Genomic DNA, 13,372 nt, shown 5'->3' on the forward strand with positions numbered 1-13,372 from the left:
TCAGGCGTGGGGGGCTGCTGACATCTTTGCCGTGCCTTGCCTCGGCTGGTAAATGCAGGCCGGGTCTTCTGCAAAGGGGTCGCCCGTGACGCCGTAGGCGCGTGCTCTGGAGCCACCGCAGACGGCGCGGAATTCGCAGCGCCCGCATTTGCCTCCGAGGGCGTCGTTGTCACGCAGGGAGATGAAGAGCGGATGATGCCGGTAGATGTCTGCGGGGTGCTCCTCGCGCACATTGCCACAGTCAAAAGGCAGGAAGCCACTGGGGGATACCACACCCGTGTGGGAGATGAACATGACACCGCGCCCATCGCGAATGCCGAGCGGCGAGCGCATGCCCGGGCGCTGTCTGCCGCTGGCTCCGTGGCGCTGGATGAGCACGCGGCGGAAGTGGTGGCCCTCGGTGGTCTTGATGGCAAAGGGGGCTTTGCCCACGAGCGAGGCCATGTCCTGAAACACATGCTCGATGTCCAGAGGATCCGGCAGATCGGCGATGCCGGCACGCCCGGTTGGCACCAGCAGAAAGACGCTCCACATGGCGGGCTTCAGCTCAAACATGAGCTTCTTGAAGGCCTCGTATTCGCGCAGATTGCCGCGAGTAAGCGTGGTGTTGATCTGCACGCTGAGGTCGGCCGCATGGGCACGGTGCACGGCGGCGATGGTGCGGTCAAAGGTACCGCTGATGCCGCGAAAAGCGTCGTGCGTCTGCCGCGTGGCGCCGTCCAGACTCAGGGAAATGCGCTCCACACCTGCGGCTTTGATTTCGGAAAAGTCGGCATGCATGAGCCGTGCTGTGGCGGAGGGGCTGAGGCCCACATGGAGCCCTGCAGCGGTGGCCTCGCGCACTAGATCGAGAGCATCCGTGCGCATGAGCGGATCTCCACCCGTGAGGATGAGCATGGGCGGCTTCAGCTCTGCGAGCTGGCGGATGAGGCGGCTCGATTCCTCCCGCGTCAGCTCATCCGGGTGGCGGTGAGACTGCGCCTCGGCCCGGCAGTGTTTGCATGCCAGCGCACAGGCGCGCGTGATTTCCCAGAAGACGAGAAACGGGCGTTCGTCGAAGCCGTCATAGGCCATTGATTCCACCTTGGACCATTCGGGTCTGCTCAGCGCTGCGTTCATGCGGGAGTAAACCGAATCCAGAAGCTGCATTCCCACCTGCACGTGGGGAATGCTGTGCTGATTTTGCGGGGAGGCTACTCCTCATCCCGTTTGACGAACCGGCGGCAGTGCCAGAGCAGCCAGAAGAGGGCCAGCAGCGCCCAGGTCAGCGCGGCATAGATGTGATGGGAGACCGTGGTGGACGGCACCCAGGCGGGCGTGGCGCGGGTGATGGCAGCCAGCACGCTGAGAAAGACCAGGAAGCGTACCCATTTGCTCTTCACAAAGAAGCCGTCGAGATCGCCGCTGTGACCGAAGAGCACGCGGCTGCCCACGATGAGCATGAGCATGCCGAAGCCGCCGATGTAGAGCAGATGCTCGACGCTGACATGCTGGGCATAGAAAGGTCCGGCAAGCACCAGGCCAAGCGAGCCCAAAGCAAGCGACCAGAACAGGCCTGTGGTGAGAGATCCGCTTTGCGAAGTCTTCCAGCTGACCTCAACCAGCAGATAGCCTGCCGCAATGCCGGCCCGCAGAGCGTAACCGAAGATCACCCAGCCGTGCGCCTCGATGAAAAAGCTGAGCACCACCAGCACTGCCGCCGTCAGGGCGAGCATGAGCTTGGCGCGTCTTTGCGCAGCGGTTTTAGGATCGCCAAAATCTCCGCCCAGCATGCGTGGAAACACAAAGGCGCCGATGCCCAGCACCGGTGGCAGCAGCAGGCCCTGGTAGAGCAGCAGATTGGCCAGACGCAGGAGCTGGAGATTCACCAGGGTGGCGTTTGAAAGCAGCAGCGACGCGCCTGTGATGCCGCAGATCAAGCCGGTGAGCGCCAGGAGCAGCTGGGGAGGGGGCGCCTCCTTGCGGAACTTCACCACACGCACCACCAGGCACAGCAGCAGCGAGCCGAGCAGCGCGATGAAGCACGCATCTCCCCACGCCATGTGCAGCGTGAGGTGAGAGATGCCGCAGGCCTGATGCAGCACGAGGAGTCCGACAAGCTCCAGCGGTGTGAGCTTTGGCGCGGTGGCCATGCGCGGCCCGGCAGTGCCGAGAAAGCCCACCACGAACGCTGCGCCAAAGGCCTCGATCATGATCCGCGCATGCACCAGGCCCGGATAAAAGCCGAGCTGCTGCGCATAGTACAGCGGCCACAGAGCGACGCCGATGATGCTCCACAGCGCTCCGCTGAAAAAGAACACTCGATACGGCTCTGATGCGAGCCAGTGAAGCCCGTCGCGGCGCGGCCCGGTGGCACGGTGCTTTTTGTGTTTGCAGGCGGGAAACTGGCTCATGCGGCTGGCTGCTGATAACGTGAATAACGCGCGCGTTGTTCCAGGGTGAGGTTTGCGGGATCGAACCGGGGATCGGGCACACCATTAATGCGCGAATAGATGACATTGGCCATGTCTGCCGCGCAGTTTTTGATGTGCTCGGCACGCTCTCCGGCAAAGAGGTCGTCCACTGTGCCGCGGAAGAGCTGCAGCCAGCGGTCAAACTTGTCACGGCCCATGTCCGTGAGCGGCACCAGTCTGGCATGCGCTGCCAGGGGGTTGCCCGTGAAGCCGCCCGTGCGAAAGAGCACGGTCTCCCAGAAGGCATACATTTTGGGCAGATGCATGGTCCAGTTGGTCTGGGCGACTTTGTCGAAAATGAAGCCGAGGGTGTCATCGGCCCGCACACGTTCATAGAAGGTGTTGACCAGGGTTTCGATCTCGGCGCGGCCGACGATGTCAGATTTGAGCAGGGGTTCCGTCTTAAACATGCATTTATGATGCAACTATAAACGTGCAATGCTCTGCACTTCCTGCGTCGTTGTGCGCCGGAATTGGCGCGGAAAGCAGCGCGCAACAAATGCGCAGAGCTGCGCAGGATCGGTGCATTGATGTATTGCTGATGCAACTTATTAAATGGCCCAACCAAACCATGAAACTCATCCTCTCATCCATCGTCACCATCACCGCTGTCATGACTCTGCTGGTCAACGCCGCCGCGCTTGCCGTTGATCCCGCCGCTGTCGCCACAGAAGCAGCCACCAACACGATCTGCCCGATCAGCGGCAAGCCTGCCGATCCTGCAATCACCGCCAGCTATGAAGGCCGCAAGTGGTCCTTTGCCAAAGAAGAGTGCAAAGCCAAGTGGCTGAAGGCGCGCGAAGACAGCCTGTACCAGAAGCTGGGCGGCAAAGCCGCCATGGACGCCGCGATTGACGCCTTCTATGTGAAGGTGCTGGCCGATGACCGTGTGAAGCACTTCTTTGATGATGTGAGCATGGACAAGCAGCGCCGGAAGCAGAAGGAATTTCTCAGCGCTGCCTTCGGCGGCCCGCTGCCCTGGACCGGCAAGGACATGCGCAAAGCCCACGACGGCATGGGCCTGACCGAGGAGCATTTCAACGCCATCGCTGAAAACCTGGTGAACACCCTGAAGGATCTCAAGATCAGCCAGGATCTCATCGACCAGGTCGTGGCCGTGGCGCTCACGACCAAGGACGATGTGCTTGGCCGTCCGAAGAAGGCCAACTGAGAGCGGTCCATCTCTCGTTGACCCAAATGCCGCCGCAGTGAGTGCCAGGAGTCGCTCGCTGCGGCGGTTTTGTTTTTTGATGAAAAAGAGGGTGAATCGCGACCTGCCAGAGCGTTTGATCACCCGCCATGAGGTTTGCTTTCTTCTCCACCGTTCTCTGTCTTGCCACTTCCCTGCATGCCGAAAAAGTCGGCCCCTGGGATCTGGATGCGCTCAAAAGCAACGTGCCCGCCATGAAGTGGGTGAGGCAGGACCAGCCGATCCATTCACTGACCTACACGGGAGAGAAATACCAGGGCAAGGACACGGAGGTCTTCGCCTTCTATGCCTCGCCCGTCACGCTGGGGGAGGCGAAACCGGGCGCGAAGTTTCCGGGCGTGGTGCTCATCCACGGCGGCGGCGGCACAGCCTTTGCCGACTGGGTGCATCTCTGGGCCAAGCGCGGCTACGCGGCCATTGCGATGGATCTGAACGGCTCACGGCCGCCTGAGGTGGAGTTTGATCCCAAGACCGGCATGGCGATCGGCAACGGGCACCGTGGCGAACGCAAGCGCCTGGCCAATGGCGGCCCGCCGCATGGGCACCCGGAAAAATTTGACTGCATCCTGACACCGGACACCAGCGATGACTGGCCCTTTCATGCCGCAGCCAGCGTGATGCGCGCACATTCTCTGCTGCGCAGTTTTTCTGAAGTGGATGCAGAGCACACAGCGGTGACGGGCATCAGCTGGGGAGGCTACACAACGTGCCTCGTGGCCTCGCTGGATGACCGCTTCAAGGCGGCGGTGCCGGTGTATGGCTGCGGCTTCCTGCATGAGGGCGAGTCCGTGCAGAAGCCCAGCATCGACAAGCTGGACCCCGAACACCGCGCGCTGTGGGTGAAGGAGTATGATCCCGGCAGCCTGCTGCCCCGCTGCCGCGTGCCCATGCTCTTTGTGAACGGCACCAACGACGTGCACTACGTGCTGGACAGCTACATGAAGAGCTACAACGCGGTGCCCGGTGAGAAGCACATCCGCATCCAGGTGAAGATGCCTCATGGACATCCGCCAGGATGGGCGCCAAAGGAGATCGGGATCTTTATTGATTCGAAATGCCGTGGTGGAGATCCGCTGCCGAATCCGGCGGCACCTGTGGTCTCAGGTGACAAGGTCACGGTGAGCTGCGAGAGCAAGGTCCCGCTGAAGAAGGCTGAGCTGAACTACACCACGGACACGGGCCTGCGCTCGAAACGCGAGTGGAAGTCCATCCCCGCCACGGTCCAGGGCGGCACCATCACCGCGCCCAAACCGCCAGCCGAGGCCAACACCTGGTACATCGGCGTGACCGATGAGAGGGATGCCATGGTGAGCACGGTGGTGGAGTTTGCGAAGTGACTTCAGCCTGACGCACCGCCATGTCCGCTCCTGCGCAAAAAGTCCGACTTGTGTCCATCGACGCCTTGCGCGGTTTTGACATGCTCATGATTGCCGGGACGGGGCAGGTGATCCATCAGCTGCAGGGGAAAACGGGGCTGGCGTGGGTGGATGCGGTGGCGGGGCAGTTCACGCATCCGGCGTGGTTTGGCTTCACCTTTTACGACTGCATCTTTCCGCTCTTTCTCTTCCTGGCGGGCGTGTCGATTCCGTTTTCGCTGGCCAAGGCCGTGGCGCAGGGAACGCCGAAAGGTGAGCTGTACCGGAAGGCCTTCGTGCGCCTGCTCATCCTCGCCGCGCTGGGCTTTCTGGACAAAAACGCGCCCATCCCGTTCTTTGATCCGCACCAGATGCGCCTGGGCAGTGTGCTGGGGCGCATTGGGCTGGCGGGCTTTGTCAGCGTGGTGCTGTATTTGAATCTGAACTCCACGAAGCGCCTCTGCGTGGCGGGCGGCATCCTGCTGGCCTACTACGCCGCGCTTTTCCTGGTGCCGGTGCCGGGATTTGGCGCGGGAAATCTCTCGTTTGAAGGCAATCTCGTGGGCTGGTTTGACCGCAGCTTTCTGCCCGGACGTCTGCTGCAGGTGACGTATGATGAGCTGGGCCTGCTCACGCAGTTTCCCGCCATGTGTCTGACGATGTTCGGTGTCTTCGCGGGAGAGCTGCTCCAGAGCAGCACGAGCACGCCTGCGGCCAAGCTCCGCCAGCTGCTGCTTGCGGGGGCCGTGTGCCTCGCGCTGGGCCTGCTGTGGAGCCTGCATTTCCCCATCGCCAAGCGGATGTGGACGAGCTCCTTCATCCTGGTGACCACGGGCATCTCCTTCACGCTGCTGGCGGTGTTTTACGGCATCATCGATCTCCTGAACTTCAAGCGATGGGCCTTCCCGCTGGTCGTCGTGGGCATGAACAGTCTCACCATCTACATGGTGTATCACTTCGTGAATTTTGGGCACACTTCCAAGCTGCTCTTCAGCGGTCTGTACCAGCCGCTGGATCCCAAATGGCACGGCGTACTGGAAAGCACCGGTGGTCTGCTGCTGGTGTGGCTCTTTCTCTACGCGCTGTACCGCAGGCAGATCTTCTTCAAGGCGTGATGGGATCTGCGGCTGCGGTCAAGATACGCCTGCCAGGAGCGTATACAGACCATGCCTGCAAAGATTGCCCGTTTCCTCGTGCTCCTGGCCGGAGGCATGGTTCATGCCGCCGACCTTCCCCCTGTGATCGAGACCGAGGGCCAGCCACTGGCGGCGAATGCGCAGCGGCTGGTGCAGGCGCTGGATTTTCTCGGTGCGCCGCTGCCACCTGAGACGCGCACGAAGCTGCAGACCGCGATCACCGCACGTGATGGCGCGGGCGTGCAGTCCGTGCTGGATCCGCAGGTGCTGTGCGTGGTGGACATCAATCCCGAATCCCGCGTGAAAGCGCAGCGCGGACCGGCTGCCGCACGACTTCAGCAAGCGGGCTACACGCCGCTGTTGATCAAGGTGATCAATCATGCCACCAGCGTGGCGGCATTGCACATCAGCAGTCCGCAGGCCGGGCCCTCCTATGCGGGCGTGGCCAAGGGCACCATGGAGAGAGAACGCCAGACGCACCTGCGGGAAAATGAGAACACGCAGGGCGCAGACCGGTTTCTGGAGGTGGGCCTGCATGACTCTGCGCCGATGACTGCGAATCTGAGCGGGCTGGAGGTGGAGTACGCCATCGCGCTTGTCTATTCCAGCGAGTCGGGGAAACGCGAAGCCACGCTCGCTTTTGACATCGGCCAGGGCACGCAGGACCTGGGGTTTCGTGCCGAGGTGCCGGTGCTGTTTCAGATTTCACCTGCGGTGACGGTGAAGCTGGATGTCAAAGACCATGACGGCAAGGACACCACAGCGCGGCTGACTTTCACCGATGCGCAGGGCCGCGTCTTCCCGCCACAGGCACGCCGGCTGGCGCCGGATTTCTTTTTCCAAAAGCATCTTTATCGGGCCAGCGGAGGCAGTGTGCTTCTGCCTCCGAGAGAGTTTGTCATGGAGGCATCTCGCGGGCCGGAATATCGCACGGTGAAGACGAAGGTGACGATCCCATCAGCAAAGGAAACGACGCTGCCGGTAAAGCTGGAGCGCTGGATGAATGCGGCGGATTTTGGGTATTACAGCGGCGATCACCACATCCACGCGGCAGGCTGCGCACACTACACCACGCCCTCCGAGGGCATGCGGCCGGAGGACATGTTTCAACAGGTGAAGGGCGAGGGGCTGAACGTGGGATGCGTGCTCGCGTGGGGTTACTGCTTCGACTATCAGAGGCAGTTCTTCGGCCCCCAGGTGGACCAATTCAGCGAACCGCTGACGCAGATGAAGTACGACATGGAGGTCAGCGGCTTCGGCTCCGCAGCGCTCGGCCATGTATGTCTGCTGAACCTGCGCGAGCTGGTGTATCCCGGTGCAGAAGGGATCAAAGGCTGGCCCACCTGGACGCTGCCCGCGCTGCGATGGACCAAGCAGCAGGGCGGCTTCACTGGCTACCCGCATTCCGGCAGCGGCATGCAGGTGAATGCTGGTGTGGCGGCCAGGCGCCTGCTCGGGCTTTACGATACAGACAAGGATGCGCGACTCTCGGCTGCTGAGGCGCAGGCCGTGCTGCTGCCGGAACCGTTTGACAAGATCGATGCTGATCGTGATGACGGGCTGAATGAGGCCGAACTCGCCAACAGTCATGAGCGTGTACTTGATGCGCTGCCCAATGTGGCGATCCCGGACGCAGGCGGGCATGAGATCTTTGTGACCACTGCGCACGGCGTGTGTGATTTCATCAGCACCATGGACACGGCGCGGCTGCTGGAGTGGAACGCATGGTACCATCTCATGAACTGCGGCTTTCCGCTGAAGGCTGCGGGCGAAACGGACTTTCCCTGCATGAGCGGCACCCGCGTGGGCCAGGGGCGCACCTATGTGAAGCTGGGCAAGGTGGACCGCATTGATTTCACGAAATGGTGTGAAGGCCTTGCGCAGGGCCGCAGCTATGTGAGCGATGGCTATGCGCATGCGCTGGACTTCATGGTTGCAGGCCAGCCGGCGGGAGACGAAGTGCGCCTCGCCCAGCCGGGCCGTGCGGAGGTGCGCGTGAAGGTCGCGTTCAGCTCCGAGACTCCGCTCGAAATTGCGTATGGCGGCGCAGTGCCCGTGGCGGGTGCGCGCCTGACCGGAGACACGGTGAACTATCACGACGTGACTGCCGCGCAGCCTTACGCTGGCGGTAAGCGCAAGGTGGAGCTGGTCGTGAATGGTCTAGCCGTGGCCACGCGCGAAGTGCCTGCGGATGATCAAGTGCACGAGATCCGCTTCAACGTGGACATCCCCCGCAGCAGTTGGGTGGCGGTGCGGCAGTTTCCGCAGATGCATACGAATCCGGTGAACGTCATCGTCGCTGACAAGCCCATCCGTGCCTCGCGCCGCAGCGCGCAGTGGTGCCTGGCCTGCATCGAGCAGCTCTGGCGCATGCGGGAGAAGAACATCGCGCCTGCGGAGCGGGACGTGGCAAGGCGTGCGTATGAGGCCGCGAAGGAAATCTATCGCCGCATCGCCGCGGAAGCTCCGGCAGCGAGCTGAGGCAAAAAGGGTGAAATTCGCTGATGGGTGCGGTGCATGAGCAACGTTGCATCGCACTCATGAAACGAAACATCTCCCGACGCACCGGACTGAAGCTGATGACGGCAGGAACCCTCATGGGCCTTGGCACCCGTGACAGAGCCACTGCCGCACCGTCCAAGCCCGCAGCTGCAACGGATGCCTGGGCAAAAACACATGACCGCGTGTTTCTCGGCGGGGAGTATTGGGCCAATCCCATGGAAGACTGGCGTGTGAGCGAGGGCGGTGCAGAGTGCCTCAGCATGGCCGGCGGGCGAAGTGTGCATTCGCTGACGCACCAGATCACACAAAACGGGGCTTTCACCATGAGCGTGACATTGACGCGGCTGGAGACCGGCAAGACCGACGGCGGCGCGGGCTTCCGCATCGGCATTCGGAGTGAGATCAATGAATACCGGAGCAACTGCTTCGTGCAGAAGGGCATCAACGCCGGATGGCAGGGCGATCAGCTCATTCTGGGCCCGAAGACCGCGCCCGTTAAAGATGGCAGCGCTTTGAAGCAGGTGAAGCTGACGCTCAAAGGCACGGCAGAAGGCGACAAGTGCGCGCTGACACTCACGGCCTACGCGGCAGACTCGGGCGCGGAGCTGGCAGCCATCATGCATCCATTTTCGGCAGACGAAATCCTTGGCAATGTCTCGATGGCCAACAACTTCGCCGCCGGTGCGGTGGCGGGGGCCAAGAAGAACAAAGCCAAGGCGGGTGCCGCAGGCGCAGGGCGCTACCGTTTTCAAAACTGGACGATGGAGGGCAATGCCTTCGCCGTGTCGCCGCAGAATCAATTTGGCCCGTTGCTCTGGTCGATGTACTCGCTGAGTGATTCACGCACAGACGAGGGCTTTGTGATGAAGCTCAGTGCGCTGACGGGACCGATGGGAGCGAAGGACAACCAGGTGGTGGAGCTGCTGGTGAAGAAGGGCGGTGCATGGAAATCTCTCGGACAGGCAAAGCTCGATCCCGACGCCTGGGTGGCGACCTTCCGAATTCCCAAATGGGATGCAAAGCAGGCCACGCCCTACAAGGTGGTTTACCGAGAACAGCACACGGACGGCAGCGAGACGCCGCATGAGTGGACCGGCACGATCAAGGCGAACCCCGAAGGCCGTCCGCTGCGCATGGCGGCGCTGACTTGTCAGAACGACTACGGCTTCCCCTACGCGCCTGTGGCGGAGAATCTGCTGAAGCTGGATCCCGATCTCGTCTTTTTCTCCGGCGACCAGATTTATGAGAACCACGGCGGCTTTGGCATCATCCGCACGCCCGAAGAGCCTGCGATCCTGAACTACCTGCGCAAATTCTACCAGCACGGCTGGGCCTTCCGCGAGGTGATGCGCAATGCGCCGACGCTTTGCCTGCCGGATGACCACGATGTCTTCCAGGGCAACATCTGGGGCGAGGGTGGCAAAAAAATGGACGTGGGCGACACAGGCGCCTCTTCAAAAGGCGGCTACATCGAACCGGCGCGGATGGTCAATGCGGTGCACAAGACGAATGTGGCGCATCATCCCGATGCCTACGATCCCAAGCCGGTGCAGCAGGACATCAGCGTGTACTACGGCGACATGGTGTATGGCGGGGTGGGCTTTGCCATCATCGCCGACCGCCAATGGAAGAGCGGCCCCGAGCATGTGGAGACTGGCGCTGGCCGCGCTGATCATGTTCCAGACCCCGGCTTTGACACTTTGAAACTCGACAAACCGGGTCTCGTGCTCCTCGGAGAGCGTCAGGAGGAGTTTCTCAAAAAGTGGGCCCAGGACTGGCGCGGGCATGCACTGAAGGCGGTGCTGAGCCAGACGGTGTTTGCGAATGTGGCGACGCATCATGGCGGGCCCGATGGATACCTGAAGGCCGATCTCGACTCCGGCGGCTGGCCGCAGACGCCGCGCAACCGGGCAGTGGAAATCATGCGCCCCTCCATGGCACTGCACATCAATGGCGACCAGCATCTCACCACGCTGACGCAATACGGCGTGGAGAAGCAGCGCGACAGCAACTGGTCCTTCTGCACGCCTGCCATCTCCGCCGGCTATCCGCGCTGGTGGCGGCCGGATGAGCTCAAGATGCCGCATGAAAACCGCCCCAAACATGGCCTGCCGGACACGGGTGAGTTCATTGAAGGCCTGGGCAACAAGGCCTATGTGTACGCCGTGGGCAATCCCGAGGTGGGCAAGGCCGCGAACCGCTACGAGAAGGCGCACGAGAAGGGCAGCGGATTTGGCTTCATCACCTTCGACACGGAGAAGAAGACCTACTTCATTGAGTCCTTCCGCTTCCTCATCGACGCGACGGATGGCAAGCCCGGCAACCAGTTTCCCGGCTGGCCGGTGACGATCCAGCAGAGGGAGAACCGCGGGGAGAATGTGATCGGGTGAGCGAAGGCAGTGGGGGGCAATCCTGCCCGCGAAGAACGCGCTCTTCACGGGCAGGATTGCCCGTGCTACTTCCAGGCGGCTGGTCTGCGCATAGAACCAGAACGCCATGAGTACAAGGGAGTGATTCCATGCGTACATGAGAGCCACCATGAGACTTTCTCTTCTCCTGCTGCCGCTGCTCAGCATCCACGCGTTTGCTGCTGACTCACCCACGCTGCACCCGAAGGCCGCTGCGCTGCCTTTCACCCATCAGGGGCCCTTTGTCACCACGGCAGACGGTGGCGTGCTGTGCATCGATGCGAAGAACGCTCTGCGCAGCACGGATGAAGGCCGCACGTGGAGCAGCACGCCGCTGTTTGCAGAAGGAGCCAAGTTCAATGTCAGCAACGAGCGCGCGCTGCTGCGCACACGTGAGGGCATCGTCATTTCCGCCTGGATGAACGGTGCGGAGCGCCAGGCGCCCAAACGCTGGGGCTGGGGTGAGCCGGGGATAGATTGGAAGGCCTTTGTGCTGCCCACCTACTCCTGCCGCAGCACCGATGATGGCAAAACCTGGGAGACGCCCGTGCGGCTCAGCACACCGTGGTGCGGCTGCATTCACTCCATGATCCAGATGAAGTCGGGGCGCATCGTGCTGGTGGGGCAGGAGATCATCCCGCAATGGCGGCATGCCACGGTGATGTGGGTTTCGGATGACCTCGGCAAAAGCTGGCAGCGCGGTGATATGCTCGATTACGGCGTGGGAACGCACGATCACGCCGGCTCTCTCGAAGGCAGTGTGATCGAGCGCAAGGACGGATCTCTCTACCTGCTGCTGCGCACGGAATCGGGCTTTCTGTGGGAGGCGATCTCGCGCGATGGCCTGAAGTGGCAGGGGCTGAAGCAGACGCAAATCGCCTCCGTCACCTGCTGCCCGCAGATGGCGCGGCTGAGCGACGAGCGCATCGCGCTGCTGTGGAACGCGCCGCCGCGCCATGACCCGAAGAATGGCACCAGCCGCGTGGAGCTAGCGCTGGCGTTTTCAGACGATGAGGCAGCCACGTGGTCCAAGCCGGTGATCGTGGCGGCGAACTACGTGCCCGGCGGCCGTGTGTCGTATCCTTACCTCTACGAGCGCAAACCCGGCGAGCTGTGGATCACCACGATGCAGGGCGGGCTGCGGATGAAGGTGAATGCCGCGGATCTCGGGGCAGGGGAGATTCCGGTGTTTGTGCCGCCGCCCAAGCCGGTGCCAAAGCCGGGCGGCATCGTGATGTTTGGAGACTCCACCACGGCCCCGCGCGGCAGCCTCAAGGTGTATGCCACTCGGGTGGAGCAGGGGCTGCAGAGCATCGGCTCCTCCATGGGGGTGTACAATGCGGGGATCAGTGGCAACACCACGCAGGACGCGCTGAAGCGCCTGCAGGCGGACGTGCTGAAACACCAGCCGCGCGTGGTGGTGATGCAGTTTGGCATCAATGACTCGGCGGTGGACGTGTGGAAAAAGCCGCCCGCCACCACCCCGCGCGTGCCTTTGGATGCCTTCATCCGCAACTACCGCACGATGATCCAGGCTGCGCAGAAACAGGGGGCCAAGGTCATCCTCATGACGGCCAACCCGCTGCGCTGGACCTCCAAGCTGCGCGAGCTCTATGGGCACGCGCCCTACGATCCCGCTGCCGAAGACGGCTTTGAGTCCGCCACGCTGGTCCGCTACAACGAGGCCGTGCGCCAGCTGGCCGCCGAGCTGAAGCTGCCGCTGCTGGATGTGCATGCCGCCTACCCGGCCTTTGCCGCGAAGCACCAGACCACCCTCGACGGCATGCTGCTGGACGGCATGCACCCGAATGACCTGGGCCACCAGCTCGTGGCGGAGCTGCTGGTGCCCGCCATCCGCGATGCTGTGCGGGGCGGATAGCCCCATGGTGTGACGCGCAGCATTGGCACTCAATCCATTGTTTATCAATGCATTAAATCAACACACTCAATAAGGAACGTTTTGAACGCAAGTTCCAAGCCCCCTCCTCGAAAAGCTTCAAAAAAGGGGGCTTTTTGAGGCTCTTCGATTGTTTGCACTCTGAGAGCAAAGCATATTGGTACGGGTGCATGAAATCCAAAAAGCACCCACGAACTCCGAAGCGAACTCCCAAGGAGACCAACGAACTCGTCCGGATTGTCCTCACCCATCTGCCGGCAGTCATCAGAGCCATCGCCATCCTGGCCTTGGCAGTTGGCGGTACCGATCAACTGCGGCCACTGATGCAGGAATTCACGGCGAAACGAACGCTCAAGCTGATGAGCAGGTGGAGTTCAGGAATTTGAACTCACGTTCACATTTTGCATCCCG

The 13,372-nt window shown here is 62.0% G+C and carries 10 protein-coding genes; 7 read left to right on the forward strand and 3 right to left on the reverse strand.

Annotation, left to right across the window (positions count from 1 at the left end; translation table 11 throughout):
• From ACFQDI_RS23115 to ACFQDI_RS23125, 3 genes are all read right to left on the reverse strand, one after another.
• A complete protein-coding gene (locus tag ACFQDI_RS23115; protein WP_377171464.1) occupies positions 1-1,119 on the reverse strand; it encodes a radical SAM protein in 1,119 nt (372 codons plus the stop codon).
• A 74-nt stretch (positions 1,120-1,193) separates the two neighbouring features.
• Positions 1,194-2,393, reverse strand: coding sequence for an NnrS family protein (locus ACFQDI_RS23120; protein ID WP_377171467.1), 1,200 nt, complete (start codon positions 2,391-2,393; stop codon positions 1,194-1,196).
• On the reverse strand, positions 2,390-2,863 hold the full coding sequence (locus tag ACFQDI_RS23125) for a group III truncated hemoglobin (RefSeq protein ID WP_377171469.1): 474 nt from the start codon (positions 2,861-2,863) through the stop codon (positions 2,390-2,392). Before ACFQDI_RS23125 ends, ACFQDI_RS23120 begins: the two co-directional genes overlap by 4 nt.
• A 161-nt stretch (positions 2,864-3,024) precedes the next feature.
• Between ACFQDI_RS23125 and ACFQDI_RS23130 the strand changes: the two genes are divergently transcribed.
• From ACFQDI_RS23130 to ACFQDI_RS23160, 7 genes are all read left to right on the forward strand, one after another.
• The gene (locus ACFQDI_RS23130) at positions 3,025-3,624 is read left to right on the forward strand and encodes a globin domain-containing protein (RefSeq protein ID WP_377171471.1); all 600 of its coding nucleotides are present in this window, start codon (positions 3,025-3,027) and stop codon (positions 3,622-3,624) included.
• A 128-nt stretch (positions 3,625-3,752) separates the two neighbouring features.
• Entirely contained in the window at positions 3,753-5,000 is a 1,248-nt protein-coding gene (locus ACFQDI_RS23135) for an alpha/beta hydrolase family protein (RefSeq protein ID WP_377171473.1), read from the forward strand.
• A 20-nt stretch (positions 5,001-5,020) separates the two neighbouring features.
• Entirely contained in the window at positions 5,021-6,133 is a 1,113-nt protein-coding gene (locus ACFQDI_RS23140) for an acyltransferase family protein (RefSeq protein ID WP_377171475.1), read from the forward strand.
• A gap of 51 nt (positions 6,134-6,184) precedes the next feature.
• Positions 6,185-8,635, forward strand: a complete 2,451-nt coding sequence (locus ACFQDI_RS23145; protein WP_377171477.1) for a CehA/McbA family metallohydrolase — start codon at positions 6,185-6,187, stop codon at positions 8,633-8,635.
• Between the two features lie 59 nt (positions 8,636-8,694).
• Positions 8,695-11,046 (forward strand): alkaline phosphatase D family protein, encoded by a 2,352-nt coding sequence (locus tag ACFQDI_RS23150; protein WP_377171479.1) that lies wholly within the window; start codon positions 8,695-8,697, stop codon positions 11,044-11,046.
• 148 nt (positions 11,047-11,194) lie between these two features.
• Positions 11,195-12,943, forward strand: coding sequence for a GDSL-type esterase/lipase family protein (locus ACFQDI_RS23155; protein ID WP_377171481.1), 1,749 nt, complete (start codon positions 11,195-11,197; stop codon positions 12,941-12,943).
• A 188-nt stretch (positions 12,944-13,131) separates the two neighbouring features.
• Positions 13,132-13,347: a hypothetical protein gene (locus tag ACFQDI_RS23160; protein WP_377171483.1), complete on the forward strand. Its 216-nt coding sequence runs from the start codon at positions 13,132-13,134 to the stop codon at positions 13,345-13,347.
• Positions 13,348-13,372 lie beyond the last annotated feature (25 nt).

Origin of the sequence: Prosthecobacter fluviatilis (genome assembly GCF_042655725.1) — a bacterium.
Classification (GTDB): Bacteria; Verrucomicrobiota; Verrucomicrobiia; order Verrucomicrobiales; family Verrucomicrobiaceae; genus Prosthecobacter; species Prosthecobacter fluviatilis.